The 16,988-nt window shown below is 62.7% G+C and carries 23 protein-coding genes and 1 tRNA gene; 9 read left to right on the forward strand and 15 right to left on the reverse strand.

Going from position 1 to position 16,988, the window contains the following annotated elements; genetic code table 11:
• Positions 1-78: 78 nt before the first annotated feature.
• Positions 79-894, reverse strand: a complete 816-nt coding sequence (locus AC0QTX_RS10805) for a rhomboid family intramembrane serine protease (protein ID WP_474603824.1) — start codon at positions 892-894, stop codon at positions 79-81.
• Between the two features lie 292 nt (positions 895-1,186).
• On the opposite strand from AC0QTX_RS10805, the gene AC0QTX_RS10810 reads away from it, so the two are divergent.
• The gene (locus tag AC0QTX_RS10810; protein ID WP_474603825.1) at positions 1,187-1,870 is read left to right on the forward strand and encodes a transglutaminase-like cysteine peptidase; all 684 of its coding nucleotides are present in this window, start codon (positions 1,187-1,189) and stop codon (positions 1,868-1,870) included.
• A gap of 66 nt (positions 1,871-1,936) precedes the next feature.
• On the opposite strand, the gene AC0QTX_RS10815 is transcribed toward AC0QTX_RS10810, so the two are convergent.
• The 3 genes from AC0QTX_RS10815 to cysE all read right to left on the reverse strand — a co-directional run bounded on the left by AC0QTX_RS10815 (position 1,937) and on the right by cysE (position 3,666).
• Positions 1,937-2,467 (reverse strand): gamma carbonic anhydrase family protein, encoded by a 531-nt coding sequence (locus AC0QTX_RS10815; protein WP_474603826.1) that lies wholly within the window; start codon positions 2,465-2,467, stop codon positions 1,937-1,939.
• A 59-nt stretch (positions 2,468-2,526) separates the two neighbouring features.
• Complete coding sequence (locus tag AC0QTX_RS10820) at positions 2,527-2,724, reverse strand: DUF3126 family protein (protein ID WP_201752112.1); 198 nt, start codon at positions 2,722-2,724, stop codon at positions 2,527-2,529.
• Between the two features lie 105 nt (positions 2,725-2,829).
• Positions 2,830-3,666, reverse strand: coding sequence for a serine O-acetyltransferase (cysE, locus tag AC0QTX_RS10825; RefSeq protein ID WP_474603827.1), 837 nt, complete (start codon positions 3,664-3,666; stop codon positions 2,830-2,832).
• Positions 3,667-3,745: 79 nt separating this feature from the next.
• Here cysE and AC0QTX_RS10830 point away from each other — a divergent pair, with 79 nt between their 5' ends.
• Positions 3,746-4,546, forward strand: a complete 801-nt coding sequence (locus AC0QTX_RS10830) for an enoyl-CoA hydratase (RefSeq protein ID WP_474603828.1) — start codon at positions 3,746-3,748, stop codon at positions 4,544-4,546.
• Between the two features lie 2 nt (positions 4,547-4,548).
• Here AC0QTX_RS10830 and AC0QTX_RS10835 read toward each other — a convergent pair whose 3' ends face one another.
• Together AC0QTX_RS10835 and AC0QTX_RS10840 are read right to left on the reverse strand one after the other, a co-directional pair.
• Positions 4,549-5,040, reverse strand: coding sequence for a class I SAM-dependent methyltransferase (locus AC0QTX_RS10835; RefSeq protein WP_474603829.1), 492 nt, complete (start codon positions 5,038-5,040; stop codon positions 4,549-4,551).
• 58 nt (positions 5,041-5,098) lie between these two features.
• A complete protein-coding gene (locus tag AC0QTX_RS10840) occupies positions 5,099-5,863 on the reverse strand; it encodes an alpha/beta fold hydrolase (RefSeq protein ID WP_474603848.1) in 765 nt (254 codons plus the stop codon).
• A 148-nt stretch (positions 5,864-6,011) separates the two neighbouring features.
• Between AC0QTX_RS10840 and AC0QTX_RS10845 the strand changes: the two genes are divergently transcribed.
• From AC0QTX_RS10845 to AC0QTX_RS10860, 4 genes are all read left to right on the forward strand, one after another.
• Positions 6,012-6,275, forward strand: coding sequence for a zinc-finger domain-containing protein (locus AC0QTX_RS10845; RefSeq protein ID WP_474603830.1), 264 nt, complete (start codon positions 6,012-6,014; stop codon positions 6,273-6,275).
• Positions 6,276-7,463: an FAD-dependent oxidoreductase gene (locus tag AC0QTX_RS10850; protein ID WP_474603831.1), complete on the forward strand. Its 1,188-nt coding sequence runs from the start codon at positions 6,276-6,278 to the stop codon at positions 7,461-7,463. It begins immediately after the preceding gene.
• 66 nt (positions 7,464-7,529) lie between these two features.
• Positions 7,530-7,615, forward strand: a tRNA-Leu gene (locus AC0QTX_RS10855).
• Between the two features lie 87 nt (positions 7,616-7,702).
• On the forward strand, positions 7,703-7,885 hold the full coding sequence (locus AC0QTX_RS10860) for a hypothetical protein (protein WP_474603832.1): 183 nt from the start codon (positions 7,703-7,705) through the stop codon (positions 7,883-7,885).
• A gap of 1,007 nt (positions 7,886-8,892) precedes the next feature.
• On the opposite strand, the gene AC0QTX_RS10865 is transcribed toward AC0QTX_RS10860, so the two are convergent.
• The gene (locus AC0QTX_RS10865; RefSeq protein WP_474603833.1) at positions 8,893-9,060 is read right to left on the reverse strand and encodes a hypothetical protein; all 168 of its coding nucleotides are present in this window, start codon (positions 9,058-9,060) and stop codon (positions 8,893-8,895) included.
• Between the two features lie 249 nt (positions 9,061-9,309).
• Between AC0QTX_RS10865 and AC0QTX_RS10870 the strand changes: the two genes are divergently transcribed.
• Positions 9,310-9,534 carry a NepR family anti-sigma factor gene (locus AC0QTX_RS10870; protein WP_474603834.1) on the forward strand — a complete coding sequence of 75 codons (225 nt, stop codon included), beginning with the start codon at positions 9,310-9,312 and terminating at the stop codon, positions 9,532-9,534.
• Between the two features lie 52 nt (positions 9,535-9,586).
• Here the strand turns inward: AC0QTX_RS10870 and AC0QTX_RS10875 are convergent, their stop codons facing one another.
• Both AC0QTX_RS10875 and AC0QTX_RS10880 read right to left on the reverse strand, forming a co-directional pair.
• The gene (locus tag AC0QTX_RS10875) at positions 9,587-9,958 is read right to left on the reverse strand and encodes a hypothetical protein (protein WP_474603835.1); all 372 of its coding nucleotides are present in this window, start codon (positions 9,956-9,958) and stop codon (positions 9,587-9,589) included.
• 101 nt (positions 9,959-10,059) lie between these two features.
• Positions 10,060-10,455 carry a response regulator gene (locus AC0QTX_RS10880; RefSeq protein ID WP_474603836.1) on the reverse strand — a complete coding sequence of 132 codons (396 nt, stop codon included), beginning with the start codon at positions 10,453-10,455 and terminating at the stop codon, positions 10,060-10,062.
• Between the two features lie 426 nt (positions 10,456-10,881).
• On the opposite strand from AC0QTX_RS10880, the gene AC0QTX_RS10885 reads away from it, so the two are divergent.
• Both AC0QTX_RS10885 and AC0QTX_RS10890 read left to right on the forward strand, forming a co-directional pair.
• Positions 10,882-11,070, forward strand: a complete 189-nt coding sequence (locus AC0QTX_RS10885) for a hypothetical protein (protein WP_474603837.1) — start codon at positions 10,882-10,884, stop codon at positions 11,068-11,070.
• Positions 11,071-11,176: 106 nt separating this feature from the next.
• The gene (locus AC0QTX_RS10890) at positions 11,177-11,341 is read left to right on the forward strand and encodes a hypothetical protein (RefSeq protein ID WP_474603838.1); all 165 of its coding nucleotides are present in this window, start codon (positions 11,177-11,179) and stop codon (positions 11,339-11,341) included.
• A 258-nt stretch (positions 11,342-11,599) separates the two neighbouring features.
• Here the strand turns inward: AC0QTX_RS10890 and AC0QTX_RS10895 are convergent, their stop codons facing one another.
• From AC0QTX_RS10895 to AC0QTX_RS10920, 6 genes are all read right to left on the reverse strand, one after another.
• Positions 11,600-11,857, reverse strand: coding sequence for a hypothetical protein (locus AC0QTX_RS10895; protein WP_474603839.1), 258 nt, complete (start codon positions 11,855-11,857; stop codon positions 11,600-11,602).
• Between the two features lie 127 nt (positions 11,858-11,984).
• Positions 11,985-13,205, reverse strand: coding sequence for a porin (locus AC0QTX_RS10900; protein ID WP_474603840.1), 1,221 nt, complete (start codon positions 13,203-13,205; stop codon positions 11,985-11,987).
• A gap of 278 nt (positions 13,206-13,483) precedes the next feature.
• The gene (locus tag AC0QTX_RS10905; RefSeq protein ID WP_474603841.1) at positions 13,484-13,777 is read right to left on the reverse strand and encodes a hypothetical protein; all 294 of its coding nucleotides are present in this window, start codon (positions 13,775-13,777) and stop codon (positions 13,484-13,486) included.
• A 111-nt stretch (positions 13,778-13,888) separates the two neighbouring features.
• Complete coding sequence (locus tag AC0QTX_RS10910) at positions 13,889-15,445, reverse strand: AMP-binding protein (protein ID WP_474603842.1); 1,557 nt, start codon at positions 15,443-15,445, stop codon at positions 13,889-13,891.
• Positions 15,446-15,463: 18 nt separating this feature from the next.
• Positions 15,464-15,970 carry a xanthine phosphoribosyltransferase gene (gpt, locus tag AC0QTX_RS10915; protein ID WP_474603843.1) on the reverse strand — a complete coding sequence of 169 codons (507 nt, stop codon included), beginning with the start codon at positions 15,968-15,970 and terminating at the stop codon, positions 15,464-15,466.
• Positions 15,971-16,006: 36 nt separating this feature from the next.
• Entirely contained in the window at positions 16,007-16,753 is a 747-nt protein-coding gene (locus AC0QTX_RS10920) for a competence/damage-inducible protein A (protein ID WP_474603844.1), read from the reverse strand.
• Positions 16,754-16,988 lie beyond the last annotated feature (235 nt).

The raw sequence follows: 16,988 nt of genomic DNA on the forward strand, positions 1-16,988 counted from the left end.
AAGTCGGGCTCATCCCCCATGGCCTTGGGCGACAACCCTGCATCAGTGAGGGAATCATCGGCGCAAACAGCTTCTCTTTCAAGCCGAGATGCGCTTGGCCCTTGCGGGGAGCGGGTCGACGAGGGGGAAAAGCACCAGGCCTGCGAGGAATCCGCCGAGATGCGCCTCCCAGGCGATGCTCGCATCCGTCATCCCCAGAGGCTGTACGAAGGCGAACACATAGTTCGCGGCGAACCATATGCCGAGGAAGATCAGAACCTGCCGGTTTCGAACCATGTGTCCCAGGGTTTCCCGGGGCCGCTCATGGGGCTGCGTCAGCCTCCCCTCCCAGTGCCATGTTGTGGGCGCGAACATGAACCAGGAGGCCGCCGCCATGAGCCCGGACACAGCACCGGACGCGCCGATCATCGGCAGTACCTGCAGGGGATTGATGACCACGTAGAGAACCGCTCCGGCAATGGCGGAGACCGCGCACAGGACGAGGAACCGCCCGGCGCCGCAGCGACGGACAATGGGCGTTCCGAAAGCTGCCAGCCAGACGCTGTTGATCAGCACATGCGCCCAGGATCCATGCAGGAAAGCATAGGACAAGGCCGTCCAGGGCCGCCCCTCCTCTCCTTCCAGAACGTACTGCGCCAGGGCCATCAGCGGGGTGATCGTGTCTTCCGGCACCCCTTCGCGCAGGGGTCTCATGACCTCTTCGACCTGGACGCTCCCAAAGGCCACCGACCATCGGGCCGGGATCACGGACCAATCGATGATCAGCATGAAATCCGATTCGTCGGACAGGAGCAGCCTGACGGCATGGATGCCAATCAGCGCCAGAAGGCAAAGGGCTATGATGGCCGGAAGGTTGAGGATCGGCTCACGGGCACGGGGCGGGTGTGGAGACATGCAATACTTTTGTATGAGGCGGGCGATGACGCCTTTTCAGGTCACCGAGCTTGAATGCGTTTGCGACCTAATCCCTATTTGGCCATCCAGTCGAGAAAAACCAACAACTTAGCACTGGCCAAGCTTAACGGAGAGGAAGCCCGCCCCTTCGGATTTGCGACTTCCAAGATTTTTGTTAACCATAACGGAACCGACTGGAGCGCGACGCGTTAACTCACCTTTTACTTTCCGCTTGAGCCCAAAATGTAACCATGTCAGTTTGGTTAAAAGAACGTTAACCGGCTGGTGGGGCATGCGGCAGGATTATTTCAAGAACGGCCTTTTCTGTGGCGTAAATGAGAAGTCGGCACTTACCGGCAAGTTCATCAAAACAGTTTTCCTTGGACTCTCCCTTCTGGTTTTCGGCGCTGCCGCTCAGGCTCAAACCCTGGCGTCCCTGCCCGTCAACAGCGCCCCGATCTCCAGCGTCGGGGTCGCCAAGCCGCTCATCGGCTGGTCGCAGTTCTGCGAGAAGTTCCGCTCCGAGTGCACTGTCGATGTGACGGAAGCCGACAGGATCGAGCTGACGCCTCAGACGTGGAAGACCATCGTGTCGGTCAACCAGCGCGTGAACTCGGGCATCAAGGCCGTGACGGACGCGGATCATTTCGGTGTCGTCGATACCTGGGGCTTCCCGGACGACGGCAAGGGTGACTGCGAGGACTTCCAGCTCCTGAAGCGTCGCCTCTTGGTCGAGGCTGGCCTGCCGCGCCGCGCCATGCGCATGACGGTTGTGATCGATGAGCTCGGCGAAGGTCACGCGGTGCTGATGGTCCGCACCAACCGGGGCGACTTCGTTCTCGACAACAAGACTTCCTCGGTCCTCCCCTGGCACCGCACGGGCTATGTCTACATCAAGCGGGAGAGCCAGGACGCGATCGGCTGGGTGTCGCTGGGCGGCATCGTCTCGTCGCCTACAACGACCGCGAACCGCTAACAATCCGAACCAGCGCAAGACGCTGTTTCTGACTTCTTTTATCGATGTGAGGAGACTTGGGGCGGATCAGTCGATCCGCCTCATTTTTTTGGCAAAACGCTGCCAGTTCTCGACATAATTCCTGGCCGACCAGCGAAGCCGCTCGATGGACTCGGCATCGAGCACGCGAATGGCCTTGGCCGGAGCTCCCACGATCAGGGAATTGTCAGGAAACTCCTTGCCCTCGGTGATGAGCGCATTCGCTCCCACCAGGCAATTGGCGCCGATGCGCGCATGGTTGAGGACCGTAGCTCCCATGCCGATCAGCGAGTTCTCGCCGATGGTGCAGCCGTGAAGGATGGCCTTGTGGCCGATGGTGCAGCCTGCACCAACCGTCAAGGGCGTACCCATATCGGTATGGAGGAGCGCCCCTTCCTGGATGTTGGTGGCCTCTCCGACGTCGATCAGCTCGTTGTCGCCCCGCAGCACGGCCCCGAACCAGACGCCCACATCCTGCCCCAGCCGGACCTTGCCGATCACATAGGCATCCGGGGCGATCCAGAATCGGCCGGGTTCGGGAAGGATCGGTTCATCGTCGTCGAGGCTGTAGACAGGCATCGATGGTCCAGCAGAGAAGAGCAGCAGAACCTCGGGAAAGGTCTGCTGCGAAAAAGCGCCTAGTCCTCGAGATCCGTATCGAGGATCGCCATGGTGAAGTTGAAGGAGCGGTCCCCATCCTCGTCATCGACGAAGAGAACGCCGACGAATTCCTCACCGATGTAAACTTCCGCCGAATCGGTCTTCTTCGGCCGCCCGACGACGCGGATCGAGTGGTTCGCAAATGTCTGGCGCAGGTAGCGCTCGACTTTAGCCATCTCGTTTTTATCCACTACAGGTCCTTTCTTGGTGTCACGGATGCTGCACTTGCCATGCCCGGCAAACGCGAGCAAGCGACGTTAGGTCCCGAACGGACCGCTTCCTCAGATTCCGTCCGTATCCGAGAAGCAGTGATCCATGGACCGGGCCGGCTCCTCGCAGCCGGCCGTACCGACAACCTTGGCAGGAACGCCGGCCACCGTGGCATTATGGGGCACGGGCTTGAGCACGACAGACCCCGCGGCGATTCTCGCGCAATGGCCGACCTCGATATTGCCGAGGATTTTAGCGCCGGCGCCGATGAGCACGCCATGGCGGATCTTGGGGTGCCGGTCGCCCCGCTCCTTGCCGGTTCCGCCCAGCGTCACGTCCTGGAGCATGGAGACGTTGTCCTCGATGACGGCGGTAGCGCCGACCACCAGCCCCGTGGCGTGGTCGAGGAAGATGCCGCGCCCGATGCGGGCTGCCGGATGGATGTCGGTCTGGAACGTCTCGGACGAGCGGCTCTGAAGGTAGAGAGCGAAGTCCTGCCGCCCCCTCTTCCACAGCCAGTGAGCCAGACGATGGGTCTGGATGGCGTGGAATCCCTTGAAATAGAGCACGGGCTCGATCGCCCGGGTGACCACAGGGTCCCGGTCGAGCACGGCGCTGATGTCGGCCCGCATGGCCGCCCCGATGGTGCTGTCGTTCTCCACCGCCTCAAGGAAGATCTGCTCGATGATGTCAGACGGAACAGCGGCGTGGCCCAGACGGGAAGCGACCCGGTGAATCACCGCCGCCTCCAGGCTCGGCTGATGCAGAATGGCGCTGAGAACGAAGCCGGCCATCGCCGGCTCGGCCTGGATGACGGCCTCGGCCTCGAAGCGGAGGCGGTCCCAGATCGGATCGACCTTTCCGGCCACGGCATCGGTGGCTCCGGGCTTCAGGCGCGTCTGTGTCATGGTACTCTCCTGCCGGCTTCGTTATCGCCACAGGTCTAGATAAGAAGCCGATGCCCCTTACCATAGATCCAAGCGAGCCATGACCTACTCTTTTTCGCCGGCAACGTCCAAGCTTGTCGTCTCCTTGAGCAACGGCGTTGCCACGGTCACCATCGACAATCCGCCCAAGCACAACGCCGTGGACCTTGAGATGTGGAAGGCCTTTCCGCCGCTGATGGAGGCCCTCGACAGGGATCCGGAAGTCCGCGTCGTCACCTTAAGGGGAGCGGGGCAGGATTCCTTCGCCTCCGGCGCGGACATCGCCGAGTTCGCGACGGTGCGTGCCGATGCCGAGGGCGGGCGTCTCTACGAAGCCGCCAACGAAGCGGCCTTCTGGGCCGTCGCCCATTGCTCCAAGCCGACCATCGCCATGATTCGCGGCTTCTGCCTCGGCGGAGGCTTCGGCCTTGCCCTCTCCTGCGACCTGCGGATCGCCTCCGGGACCGCCATATTCGGCATTCCGGCAGCCCGGCTCGGGGTAGGATACCCTCCCGGTGCCATGAAGCTCGTGACCGCTGCCGTCGGCGCGCCAGCCGCCAAGGACCTGTTCTTCACCGCACGGCGGCTCGGCGCCGAGGAGGCGCATCGCCTGGGCGTCGTGCAGCGGCTTGTGCCCGACGGCGAACTGGAACAGGTCACGCAGGCGCTTGCCGAGAGCATCGCGGAGAACGCACCCCTGACGATCAGGGCCGCCAAGGCGGCCATCGACGATGCGGTCGGGGTGGGGCACCCGAATGCCGATCCCCTGGCTCTTGCCGACCTCTGCTTCGACAGCGCTGATGCGGTGGAGGGGCGCGAGGCCTTTCTGCAGAAGCGCCGGCCTGTCTTCACCGGACGATAGTCTCAGGCGTTCCGGCGATACACGAAGTAGCGGCCCTCCGGCACGTTCGTCTCGGACGAAATGTCGGTGCAGGAGGGCATCTCGAAGGCCCTGTCCGCAATCAGAAGCCCACCGGGCTGGAGCAGGGAGTCGAGCAGCGGCGATAGCCTCAGGGCGAGCCGGCGGTTCGCCTCTTCGTCTCCCGTGCCGATATCCGTGTGGATCAGCGCCGCCGATCCGTGCCCGACGCGCTCGATGAAATCCGGCAGGGTTTCGAAGATGTCCCCGACGATCAGGTAGCCTTCGGGAGGGTAGCAATCCGGATGGGCCGCCGGCGAGCGCTCGAAGGCGTAGATCTCGCGGCCGGGCAGCTTGGTCCGCAGGTGATCGTAGGTGCGGCCGTTGCCGAGGCCGAGTTCGAGAACAAGCCCGGTCGGACCGATTTCCTCAGCCGCCCAGTTCAGGAGGTCGCGCTGGGCGGTCAGACGCCTGATCACAGAGTCGAGTCGGGTCATTCGTTGCTCCTGCCCGCAGGCATATGGAAAGTACCCCTACAAAGCAGAGGCACGCACCTCACGGACGCTCCGCCAGGAAGTCGAGCACGCCCTGCTTGTGGACCTTGTCGCCGACGGCAAGGTTGTGGTCCCGCCCTGGGATATCGAGCGCAGTCGCGTTCGGGATCAGCTTCGCAAGTTCCGGCCCCGAGCCCGACACGTCGTCCCTGGTGCCGACCGAGACCAGGGTCGGCAGCGTGATGGAGGCGACCTCCTCCGGGGTCAGCACCTGCCGCGACCCGCGGATGCAGGCGGCCAAGGCCTTGAGATCGCTGCCCGTCTGCTCGGCGAAGGCCCGGAACATGCGCTGCATGGGGTCTGTCAGGCTGTCGAGGGAGGGCACCTCCATGGCATCGGCGATCCCGAGCGGCAGGCCGACGCCCTCGACGAGATGGATGCCCAGGCCACCAAGGAGCATGGAGCGCATCCGCTCCGGAGCGGTGAGCGCCATGTGGGCGGTGATCCGCGCGCCCATGGAATAACCCATCACGTCGGCCCGCTCGATGCCGAGATGGTCGAGAAGTCGGCAGCCGTCCTCCGCCATACGGTAGGAATTGTAAACCTCCAGATCGTAGAGCTTCTCGCTCTGCCCATGCCCCCGGTTGTCGAAGGCGACGACCCGGTATCCGGCCCGCGTCAGGGTCTTCACCCAAAGGGTGTTGACCCAGTTCACCGCGTGGTTCGAGGCGAAGCCGTGGATGAGCAGGATCGGATCGCCCTGCCCCTCATGGGGCGGCACGTCGATATAGGCGATGCTGACGCCGTTGGAATTGAAATAGCGCATCGGACCGGCCGGGGTTGGAGCCTGAAGAGAAAGCTGGCGCAACCTAAGCACCCGGGAAGCCAGATGCAATCTGCGGAAATTTGCTCTAGGCGCATGGCCGATCGGCCATTATGGTGCGCGCAAATTTCATCGCTTCAGAGCAACGGCAATGGCTGACAAAGGCACTCCCCACTTCCACAACGATCCGGGCGTTCCCGTCATTCACGTGGGCTCGAAGGAGTTCATGTGCATCGGAGCGACGCCGCCCTTCGATCATCCTCATGTGTTCATCGACATGGGCTATGACACGGAGACGATCTGCTCCTACTGCTCGACCCTGTTCAAGTACGACCCTTCCCTGAAGTTCGACGAGGCCCGCCCGGCCGAATGCGTCTGGGAGCCCGATTTCGCGAACTCCGCCTCTTCCCGATAAGTGCCTAATCTGTCGATCGCAGTCGTCGGCGCCGGCATCGGCGGCCTGACGGCGGCCTTGGCCCTGGCCCGGCAGGGCCACACGGTCACGCTCGTGGAGCGTCGGACCGGGTTCAGCGAGGTCGGGGCCGGCCTCCAGATCTCGCCCAACGCCAGCCGGATCCTCATCAGGCTCGGCCTCGGCCCGGCCCTCCGCCGCGTGGCGACGGAGCCGCAACGGGTCGTCGTACGCGCCATCAGGTCGGGAAAGCCCATCGGCGAGGTAGCCCTGGGCGCCTTCATCCGCGAGCGTTTCGAAGCTCCCTACTGGGTGGTGCATCGGGCCGACCTCCAGACGCTCCTGCTCGATGCCGTCCGCTCGGAGCCATCGATCCGCCTTGTCATGGGTCGGACGGTGGAAACCGTCGAGACCAGCCCCTCACAGGCCTCCCTCACCTGGATCTCCGCCGGCGGTGCTCAGGAGACCCTCACGGCCGACCTGATCGTCGGGGCCGATGGGGTCAGGTCGAAGGTCAGGCAGCAGCTTGGCGACAGGAGGCCGCCTGCCTATCGCGGCCATATCGCCTGGCGGGCCACCTTCGAGCGCAGCGCCGCCCCGGCCGAACTCGCCGGCGACGAGACCGGCCTCTGGCTCGGGTCGGGGGGCCATGTGGTGCATTACCCCATCGCCGGCGGCAGGCTCGTCAATGTGGTGGCCATCGAGAGAAGTCCGGCGCCCGTAGAGGGCTGGGCCGCTCCGGGCCGGCGGGAAGACCTGCTCGCCCGCTATGCCTCCGCCGCCCCTGCCCTGCGCAGCCTGCTTGCCCTTCCACAGGAATGGCTGCGCTGGTCGCTTTTCGACCACTCGGCCGAGCGCCTCGCCAAGGGCAGGATCGCTCTCCTTGGCGATGCCGCCCATCCGGTTCTGCCCTTCCTGGCGCAGGGCGCCGCAATGGCGATCGAGGAAGCGGCCACCCTCGCTTTTCTCCTGCGCGACACGCAAACCGACATCCCGCAGTTTCTCTCGGCTTATGAGAAGCATCGTCTCGGGCGTGCAACTCAGGTCCAGAAGGAGGCCCGCACCAACGGGCGCGTCTATCATGCGGGCTCTCTGGTCGCCTTCGGGCGCGACAGGGTCATGCGCCATCTCGGCCCCGAGGGCATGACGAAGCGCTACGACTGGCTCTACGGCTTCCGCACTCCGGATTGAGGTAAGGTTCCCGCACACGCTTGGACTTGCGCTCAGGCCCGCAGCCCGATAACCCTCTTTTTCAGAGCGGACGTGGCGAAACCGGTAGACGCAAGGGACTTAAAATCCCTCGGGCTATGCCCGTGCGGGTTCGACCCCCGCCGTCCGCACCACTACAACTCTTAACTTGCTTCTCTGGTGCCAACGACACATTCCTACTGAACAACAATTCGTTCACGGGACTAGGACGCGAGGGCCAGTTGAAATCATCGGCTTTCAGGATCGGAACTGAGGCCCATGACGCAAGCGATCGCATCATCTATGATCGTACCGCTGGTTTCCTCTATTACGATCAGGACGGCACCGGCGTCACCGAGCAGGTTGCTCTCGCGAAGCTTTCGGTCGGGTTGAGGATGACATCGCTCGACTGCCAGGTCGTCTAACCGAAAATCCATTGGAGTCGGGGAACACTGGTTCTGTGATCGCTGTCACTCGGTGTGCATGCCGGCACATCCATCGTTGCTGTGATCGCGCATGATCAAAAGCGCCTTGAATCAGCACCAGCGGAGACGAACGATGCTTTACGGCTCCTTCTTGTATCGTCGGGTCAGCGCAGCGGCTTTAATGATCCTTGCCTCGACAGGTGTCGACGCATGGGCTCAGAGCCACCCGCTGACCCTTCGAATGTCATGCGCTCAGGCACAGGGACTTGTCGCCTCGCAAAGAGCCGTCGTCCTCAACACGGGACCGCTAACCTACGACCGATATGTAGGATCCTACGGGTATTGCGTCGGCGGCGAGACCTTGGATCCTGCCTGGGTTCCAACGGCCGATACTGCGCAATGCCCCCTTTGGGTATCGTTGCGTACCGCGCACCCCGCCCTCGCGGAATTAGCCTTTACCTAGGCTCTAAACGCCTCGCCATTTAGCGTTCACTCAAAGGGAAACTTTATGGCGTGGTCCTTGGCCCAGGCTTCGCGCCGGGAACCTCGATCCTGCTTTCGTGAAAACGACGCACCGCTTCCGATCCGGGGCTGACCCTCACGCTCCTGGTGGTCCGATCTCGGGGTGATGCGTCGCAATCCTGAATAGCGAAGGCCTCATTGGCCTTGGGATGGTAGAACATCCGCTCGTTGCGGTTGAAGGTCCACGGCTCGTCGCTGCAGTTACGCCCGAAAGCTCCTATCGTGTTCTCGACCACGGTCCATTTCAAACCGGATTGAGGACACTGACCTTCATACTGCCCGCTATAGGCGCCGATCCGTGGATAGCAGCTCACCTGAGCTTGGGATGCCCCGACACCGATAACCAGAATTGCAGCGGACAGGATCGCTCTCATCTTGTGCCCCCAGCACATTTCACATCACCGTTTAGCAAACAGCATAACGCAAGGGAATATGCGGCTTCGCGTGGATCGCGCATGGGAGCCCCGCCCTTGGCATTGGAACCCTTAGCGGCTGTGCCAAGCCCGGAGAGCCAGGAGAGGTGTCAGGATCGGCCAGCCGAATCCGGCGATCAGGATGTGATCGAGGCCGATCTCCTCCTCATCATTGATCATGGTGGAGACTGCAAGGAGCAGAATCACGCCACACAGATAGATCATCAAAACTTCACGCATCACGCAGCCCCCAGCAACCCTGAAGCTGAGCTTTGACGCATGAAAAGGATCAAGCCAATGCGACCGGCAGTCGCCTACCCCTGCGGAGAGGGCGCATGACGATCCCCGGAGAGCACAGGGCGCAGGCGCCAGAACAGGCGAGAAACCTCGCGACCATGAAAAATCATTCTTTGTCAAAAACTTAGCCGCAACTCAATCTGGCCTCGCCCGTTCTCCGGTCACCACGAGAAACGCTCAGGGAGATGATCGATGCCAAAGCGGCACCACCCTTATGCCGCCGGAGGCAACATGGGTTGGAGCATCGGCTCCAACGGCCTGACGGCAGCTGGACAAGCCGAACTGTTGAAGGATCTCGGTCGGCAACTTCAGCACAATTACCGGAGCATCCTGAAGGAGCCCACGCCGGATCGCATCAGGCAGCTGCTGGAGAGGCTTGAAGGAACAGGCTTTCGCGAAGGAGATGAGGACCACTGAGCCAGGGCGGCTCAGCATCAGGGCCCTCATCCCGTTGAGATGGCTCGGTGCCTCAGCGCCGGCGACGATTCCGCGGATGTGAGTGGTCCGACGAGGCCGATTCCCTCGGAACGAGGCTATAGATCAGAAACCCTGCGAGAATTCCGGCTCCGAGCAGGACGAAGGGATATGATTTAGCGGTCTGAACGACTCCGGAAGCAGTTTGTCGGACGGCGTAAAGCGGCACGGAAGCATGGATCAGGCGCTCGGCCCGCTTGAGATTCTCCTGCCGGGTATGGATCTCCAGATCATAGCCGTCGTCATCATCATGGCGATGAAGCTCGATGCTGTTGCGGGCGAATCCAGCCGAGACAAGGCGCTGGACCGCCTGGTTGGCCTCACTGCGGGACGGGAAAGATCCAGTGGCGATAGACGTGTTGGGCATCAGTCAATCCTCTTCGAACTGCTGACGCCAATTCCCGGCAAGCGCCTAGGTTCCACACCTGCCCGAAGCACGATGCGGAAACGCCCCCGATTCAATGACCTTCAGTTCCTTCGATAGGATTGGGAGGCTCTCTCCGCCTCCATCAGAACCTCGAGGGCTCTCCAGGGCTTCGGCATGAAGCGGACATCCCTAGGAACGTCGCCCGCTTGGTCATCCAGCGGCCTGCCGGAGGTCAGCACCGTGCGGACCCACGGCCATTTGAGCCGCACGGTACGCACCAGATCCAATCCGTCCATCAAGCAAGGGAGCCTGAGATCGGCAAACAGAAAGGCGACCATTTCCGAATGCCGGTTCAGATAATCCAGGGCCTCCTCAGCGCTGGCGGTTTCGACGACCTTCAGATCGGTTTCCTCGAGAAGAGCTGCCGCTAAGCCCCTGACTTCGAAATCATCCTCGACGATCAAGGCCACACGATAAGGCTCGATTCTCTGTCCCATAAGTCGTCTCCTCTACCGGTTTGCAGTTCCTGGAGCCCTTTGCTGAAGGAGCAACGATCCGCAGGCTCTCTGTTGGACGGGAAAAATCCGGCTCCGGAACGCAATGCGGACAGCCGGTGCGATACAGCCAGAACTCAGCATGCCATCAGAAGCAGCAAGGCTCTGGAACGCATCCTTTACAGGATCGCGAATAATCGACTTTCCCGAACGCAGGGCGCGAACGGGCGAAGACCCTCATCACAGAACGGTGAACACTGCTGTCCGTTTCAGCTTGGCCTTATAGAATTTTTCCTGAGAACCCTTTTTGCCCTAGAGGAACTGCCTTCCAATCTGTAGCTTAAGCTTGAACCGACAGTTCTCACGTGAGCCCCCGCCGTGTTCAAGGAGACTCAGCTTCACCAGGAATTCTTGGACCTGGAGCATCATATGCGGCTTCTCGACCGCAAGCTGGCTGACGCCCTCCATCGGATCCGTCACGGCTCCTCGGCGGAATCGGTCGCGCAGGCGCGGCAGGATGAGCGACAGCTCCTTTCCGAACTGGACCGGCTGATGACGAGAATGCGTGCGATCGAGGGGCAGCTTCTCCAGTTGCAGAAGAGCTCGACGCGCCACTAGAAGCAGCGCCTGCAGCCGGCGAGTGCGAAACCGCACCTCGGAGCCGCTGAACCAGGCTCATCCTGACAGCCCTTACGCAACGCAATTTTAAGGAGAGGATGGAGGGATGACCTTCAGGAACTCTTGCAGGGATCCCTACCCGGGACCCGATATCGACGGCCGGGGGAGCGCCGAAGCGTTGCGGGGTTGGTTCTTCCCGCTGTTCACGGTTTCGATCGGCCTCTTGGCCGGCATGGACGTTGCGTCAGTCGTCTTCGTTCTTCTGGAATGAACAGCCGCGCTGCCTCGCATCTCATGGCATCAACGCAGCGGGACGAGAACTGCAGGACAGCGCATGTGATGGCGCGTTCTGTCCTGCAGGTTCACCGTTCGTCTTCAGCGCAGGCCGAGGAACGACAGGATCGCGAGGACCACGACGATTGCACCGATAAGCCAGATGATGTTGTTCATGAGGATTCTCTCCCGAAATGGAATTGACGTCATGCCAACGGTCAAGGTGAAGGTTCGTTCCTTTGGCTCCAGGTAGCCGCTAGTCGGAACGGCAGGCGGTCAGATCGGCTCCACTCACCTCGCCCGATGCAGCAACCTGCCTCCTTGTGACGCTCGTACAGTCGTGATGCGTGAGACCCTGGACCGGATCGGCCTGGATCCGGCTCTCCCGCACGCGTTCAGTCTCATAGCCAGGCCCCGCCTGATAGTCCCAGGTGGAGATCCCGGCCGTACCGACGCATCCGGCGAGTCCGACCGCAAGCCCTGCGGCAGTGAAGGTTTCTAGAATCGTCGGCATAGTCCCCTCCCTGGAACTGCGGAGCCCTCCCGGACGGCAGATCGACATTAAGGGTATCCTGCCAGCACCTGAACAGCAAAACCCCGGTGTTGCCACCGGGGTTTTCAGGAGAGTAAGGCGGGACAGATCAGAAGTCGCGCTGAATGCGCAGGCGACCTTCCCAAGCATCATCCTCTTCTGCGCCGACGATGCCGCGCGGGTTGAGGTTGGAGTAGAGAGCCTCCACACCGATGTCGAGACCGGAAACCGGCGACCAGATCAGGTTGGACCCGACGCGCCACTCGGTGAAGTCGCCCACAGGAGCAACGGTGCTGTAGTCGACACGGGCATAGGAGCCGAACAGGCTCTGACGGATGGTCGGGGTCCAATAGTGGTTCAAGCCACCGGCGAGCGACCAGCCGCGGCCGGTGTCGAGGTCGCCATCAGGACCGACATAGGCATCCAAAGCCGTACCCGAAGCGATGCCGACTGAATTGTCGGGATCGAAGCCGAGATAGCCGAGGCCGCCATCGGCATAGGTTGCGGCAAACCACAGGGCGTCGCCTTCCGCCAGCATCGGCAGGTTCACGTTGACCATGCCCGACACGGCCCAGCCGAGTTCGCTGTCGGCGTAGTCGCCACCGAAGAGGGTGTTGCTGCGGACCTGGTGCAGCGCACCGGAAAGCTGAGCCGAGCCCCAGGTGCCGGAATACTTCACATTACCGACGAAGTCGGGCAGTCGCTGGCCAGCGCCGACACCGGCAGGACTCGTGGCAAGGTTGGTCGCAAAGGAGCCCTCTTCCAGCGACAGGGTCGCCGAGAAGCCGTTGCCGAAGGAGAAGGTGTAGGCGAGGAGGTTCACGTCCGGATAGTCGTAGAAGCGGAGCGTGCCCCAGTTCTCGTTCGCGACGTCGCCGTTGGTGAAGAACGAGGTCGTGCGACCGGCGGTCAGGCCACCGAACTGGATGTAGGCCTGTGCGATGTTCGGCGAGGTGCCGGCACCCCTGCCCGTACTGTCGAAGTAGACGCCTGTGTTGCGGCTCATCTCCATGCGGACGAAGGCGCGCAGCAGGCCGTAAGCCGTAGACGTGCGGGCGTCGAGCTGCACGCGGCCGCGGGCGAGGAAGCCGATCGAGTTGCTCGCGCGGGACGTAGGCTCGAGATAGCTGTATTCGGCGCGAACGCGGCCACCCACACGCAGGCAGGTTTCCGTACCTGGGATGTAGAAGAAGCCTGAACCGTAAGTGGAGCAGACGCGAACGTATTCGACCGCTGCGGCCTTGGCGACCGGCAGGTCGGCAGCTTGTGCCCCCGCGACAGCCGCAAGACCTGCGACTGTTCCAAGGAAGAGGCTCTTCACGAGCTTCATGATTATCTCCAACGAAGTCTGGGTGCGAGACCCATGTACAAACGTGACCATACTGAAGACCAGGCCTGACGCAACAGAGGTTGGCTTCGGCTTCGCTCAAGCGACGGGCACCTTGCCGAAAAGATGGGCACTCCCGGAGGGCGCGCATATCTATTTTCCGGGGTGTGTCTCAAATTCAACAATCCGAATGAGCCCTGTCGCTGCGTCACCTACCCTCCCCTTCGAGGCCTCGCCCGACGGCCAAGTACATGTTCTCCGAATCCGTCCAGGTCTCGCTCTCAGTCCCCGAAGAAATCCAGTTCGAGCTCACGGCAGGTATATCCGACAGGACATTGCGGCGTGTCCCGGGTTGGTACGAAAGCGGGCTCGATCATCTCGTTGCGCAGGCAGAAGCGCCCGTCGCTGACATAACGGTCGTAAGTGTAGGTACCGGTCCCAAGGACGATCTGCCCTCGCGACAGAACGAGACCGCGGGCCTGGTTGCAGGTCAGGCTGGGGGTCATGGGCCGCGGCTGGGCCTGGACGCTCGATGCGGCAGCCAGGAGAGCCAGAACACAAACTGTCTTTCGCATCGTCACACCCTTCGCAGGCATCGCCCCAGCGGGGCACCCTTCCGGAATGACAACGCCTTTGGCAGAGCTTTGTTACGGATGTCCACTCGGCCGGGAGAAGGCGTGAAGCCGTTAGAGCATAGGCTGCAGGCGCGTCGCCAAGTCGACCGCGCCACCGTAATCGGTCTTTCCCGAACCCAGTACGGGAATGCTCGACACGAGGATCGAGCGCGGCACCCAAAGCTCGGGAAAGCCATGGTCCTTGGCATGGGCCAGGAGCACGTCCCGGTCGGCGTCCGGCCTGTCGGTAATGAGGACGATCTGCTCGCCCTTGCGCGGGTCTGGGATTGCGACCACCACGTGGCTGCTGTCGGGCCACAGGGACTGGACGGTTGCCTCGATGGCCGCCAGAGACACCATCTCGCCGGCGATCTTGGCAAAGCGCTTCGCCCGTCCCCGGATCGTCACGACCCCGTCGTCGACGGTGACGATGTCGCCGGTGTCATGCCAGCCCTCAACCGGCGGCCGAATGCCGCCTGGCGCTTCAGAGTCGAGATAGCCCTTCATCACGTTCGGACCGCGCACGTGCAGGCGCCCGCCTTCGTGGATTCCCTCGACTGGCTCCAGTCGCCATTCGACCCCCGGCAGGACATGGCCCACCGTGCCCGGACGGTTGCTGTCGGGAAGGTTGCAGGCAATGACAGGCGAGCACTCGGTGGCGCCGTATCCCTCGACGATCACGGTGCCATGACGATCCCAGAGGCGACGGGTTTCATCCTTCACCCGCTCGGCCCCGGCAATCACGAAGCGCACGCTTGCGAGATCGTTCTCGCCGGCAGCGCGGGCATAGCCTTGAAGGAAGGTGTCGGTGGCGAGCATTACGGTGGCGCGCGTTCCGGCCACGAGCTTCGGAATCTGGCGGTAGTGCAGCGGGCTCGGATAGAGCACCGACTTCATGCCGTTGAGAACGGCCGTGAGAAGGCCTGCCGAGAGGCCGAAGGAATGGAAGATCGGCAATGGGTTGAAGAAGACGTCGTCGTCCTTCAGCACGTCGCCCGCCAAGGCCTTCACCTGATAGGCGTTGGCCACGAGGTTGGCGTTCGACAGCACCACGCCCTTCGGCGCGCCCTCCGAACCCGAGGTGAAGAGCAGCACGGCTGGATCGTCGTGCTGGACTTTCGCGCCGGCATGGACGCGCCGCGGGATCCATGAATCGACAAGTCCCCGCATCTTGTCGAGGCTCGTGAGCTCTGCGCGGACATCCTCGAGCCAGAGGATCCTGCGCCCCTCCCCGAGAGCCTCGATGAGATCGTCGAGCTTGCCCTGCTCGATAAAGCGGCGGGAGGTGACGATCGTCTCGATTCCCCCCAGCTCGCAGGCGGCCCAGAGGTTCTTGAGACCCGCCGTGAAGTTCAGGAAGGCCGGGACGCGCCCGAAGGCGTTGAGACCGAACAGGGTGACGGCGATGGCCTGCACGTTCGGCAGCAGCACCCCGACGGTCTCGCGCTCTTTCGTCAGGCTTGCGAGCTTGCGCCCGAGCACCATCGAGCCCAGGACGAGTCGTCCAAACGTGATCGGCTGGCGCTCGAGATCCTCCAGGGCGACCTTGTTGCGGCCGAAGCGATCCTTGGCGTCGAGCAGCGCCCCGAACAGGGTCTTGCGCGTCCGCGCGATGTTGAACTCCGCCACGGGCGCGCTCCTGATAAACTAACCGGCCGAGCCTTCGCGGATCGGCGCCTGGTAGGCCAGACCCATATCCCAGGGGAAGTAGATCCAGGTGTCCTGGCTCACTTCCGTCACGAAGGTGTCGATGAGGGGGCGTCCGGCGGGCTTGGCATAGACGGCGGCGAAATGCGCATTGGGCAGCATGTCGCGGACGATCTTGGCCGTCTTGCCGGTATCGGTCAGGTCGTCGATCACGAGCACGCCCTTGCCTGTCCCGTCGCCAAGCGCCTTGATGGCCGGCGCAATGTCCTTGAGCACCTGCAGCTCGCCCTGGTTCTTGTAGTCGTGATAGCTCGCGATGCAGACGCTCTCGATGAGGCGGACATCAAGTTCACGAGCCACGATGGCGGCCGGCACGAGTCCGCCGCGGGTGATGCAGACGATCGCCTCGTAAGGGCCGGCGGAGGCCAGGCGCCACGCGAGAGCGCGGCAATCGCGGTGAAACTGGTCCCAGGAGACGGGGAAGGCTTTGGGAGAGGTCGGGGACATCGGCTTGCTCTTTTGACTGGCGTGGCGAAGTAACTCTCAAAGGGGTGCTTGGTCGCCCTTGAGGCGGGCGAGATGATCGCGCACGGCAAAGGCGGCCTGGGCGACCGCCTCAGGGTCCTTGCCGCGCACGACGATCTGGTTGCGGAAGCCGCTGGTGGAAAACGACGGATAGGATCCGATGGAGACGCTCGGGTGAGACGAGGCGATCCGGCTCAGGCCCTCGGCATAGATGCCCTCGGCCAAACCCTCCGCCTCGATGGTCTCGATGATCATGCGCGCTCCGGTCTCCAGGGTCGGCGCGATGTTGTCGAGCATCGCCTGCATGATCGAGGGCACCCCCGCCATCACGAAGACGTTGCCTATGCGGAAGCCCGGCGCCTTGGAGATAGGGTTCTCGATCAGGCTGGCGCCATCGGGGATCCGGGCCATGCGCATCCGCGCCTCGTTGAGCTCCTCCGGCGTGTAGCGTTCCCGCAGCACCGCCACCGCCCGGGGATCATGGTCGATCCCGACGCCGAAGGCCTTGGCGATGCAGTCGGCCGTGATGTCGTCGTGGGTGGGGCCGATGCCGCCGGTGGTGAAGAGATAGGTGTAGCGTTGGCGCAGGGCATTGACCGCCGCGACGATCTCCTCCTCCACGTCGGGCACGACGCGGACCTCGCGCAGGTCAACGCCGATCCCGGTCAGGTACTCGGCGATATAGCCAATATTCTTGTCCTTGGTGCGGCCCGTGAGGATCTCATCGCCGATGATGAGGAGGGCGGCTGTAACGGAGACGGCCATGCGCAGCGATCCTTTTGGGAGGCTTTAGCTTCAGAAAGGGCAATTCTCAAGCGCATGCAAGAGTTCATGCCGGTGCCATCCCCGGCCTTGCGCTCTTCTCTGCCCCCTGGCCGTCATCGCCGGACTTGCTTCGGGATGGCCATGACGGGAGGTGTCGATGTCAAACAGCCAGCACCTTGTGGCCCGCAGCCTGTGGGCTGCGGGCCTGTGGTGAGATCGAGGGTGGCGCGATGGG

This window comes from Microvirga sp. jy35 (assembly GCF_056148915.1).

What these genes read in the sequence shown, in the direction of transcription:
- AC0QTX_RS10805 (WP_474603824.1), bottom strand. Translation starts at nt 894, where the DNA reads ATGTCTCCACACCCGCCCCGTGCCCGTGAGCCGATCCTCAACCTTCCG.
- AC0QTX_RS10895 (WP_474603839.1), bottom strand. Translation starts at nt 11,857, where the DNA reads ATGCCGACGATTCTAGAAACCTTCACTGCCGCAGGGCTTGCGGTCGGA.
- AC0QTX_RS10875 (WP_474603835.1), bottom strand. Translation starts at nt 9,958, where the DNA reads ATGCCCAACACGTCTATCGCCACTGGATCTTTCCCGTCCCGCAGTGAG.
- AC0QTX_RS10905 (WP_474603841.1), bottom strand. Translation starts at nt 13,777, where the DNA reads ATGCGAAAGACAGTTTGTGTTCTGGCTCTCCTGGCTGCCGCATCGAGC.
- AC0QTX_RS10870 (WP_474603834.1), top strand. Translation starts at nt 9,310, where the DNA reads ATGCCAAAGCGGCACCACCCTTATGCCGCCGGAGGCAACATGGGTTGG.
- AC0QTX_RS10810 (WP_474603825.1), top strand. Translation starts at nt 1,187, where the DNA reads ATGCGGCAGGATTATTTCAAGAACGGCCTTTTCTGTGGCGTAAATGAG.
- AC0QTX_RS10920 (WP_474603844.1), bottom strand. Translation starts at nt 16,753, where the DNA reads ATGGCCGTCTCCGTTACAGCCGCCCTCCTCATCATCGGCGATGAGATC.
- AC0QTX_RS10840 (WP_474603848.1), bottom strand. Translation starts at nt 5,863, where the DNA reads ATGCGCTATTTCAATTCCAACGGCGTCAGCATCGCCTATATCGACGTG.
- AC0QTX_RS10835 (WP_474603829.1), bottom strand. Translation starts at nt 5,040, where the DNA reads ATGACCCGACTCGACTCTGTGATCAGGCGTCTGACCGCCCAGCGCGAC.
- AC0QTX_RS10885 (WP_474603837.1), top strand. Translation starts at nt 10,882, where the DNA reads ATGCGGCTTCTCGACCGCAAGCTGGCTGACGCCCTCCATCGGATCCGT.
- AC0QTX_RS10830 (WP_474603828.1), top strand. Translation starts at nt 3,746, where the DNA reads ATGACCTACTCTTTTTCGCCGGCAACGTCCAAGCTTGTCGTCTCCTTG.
- AC0QTX_RS10815 (WP_474603826.1), bottom strand. Translation starts at nt 2,467, where the DNA reads ATGCCTGTCTACAGCCTCGACGACGATGAACCGATCCTTCCCGAACCC.
- AC0QTX_RS10890 (WP_474603838.1), top strand. Translation starts at nt 11,177, where the DNA reads ATGACCTTCAGGAACTCTTGCAGGGATCCCTACCCGGGACCCGATATC.
- AC0QTX_RS10880 (WP_474603836.1), bottom strand. Translation starts at nt 10,455, where the DNA reads ATGGGACAGAGAATCGAGCCTTATCGTGTGGCCTTGATCGTCGAGGAT.
- AC0QTX_RS10845 (WP_474603830.1), top strand. Translation starts at nt 6,012, where the DNA reads ATGGCTGACAAAGGCACTCCCCACTTCCACAACGATCCGGGCGTTCCC.
- AC0QTX_RS10865 (WP_474603833.1), bottom strand. Translation starts at nt 9,060, where the DNA reads ATGCGTGAAGTTTTGATGATCTATCTGTGTGGCGTGATTCTGCTCCTT.
- gpt (WP_474603843.1), bottom strand. Translation starts at nt 15,970, where the DNA reads ATGTCCCCGACCTCTCCCAAAGCCTTCCCCGTCTCCTGGGACCAGTTT.
- AC0QTX_RS10900 (WP_474603840.1), bottom strand. Translation starts at nt 13,205, where the DNA reads ATGAAGCTCGTGAAGAGCCTCTTCCTTGGAACAGTCGCAGGTCTTGCG.
- AC0QTX_RS10820 (WP_201752112.1), bottom strand. Translation starts at nt 2,724, where the DNA reads ATGGCTAAAGTCGAGCGCTACCTGCGCCAGACATTTGCGAACCACTCG.
- cysE (WP_474603827.1), bottom strand. Translation starts at nt 3,666, where the DNA reads ATGACACAGACGCGCCTGAAGCCCGGAGCCACCGATGCCGTGGCCGGA.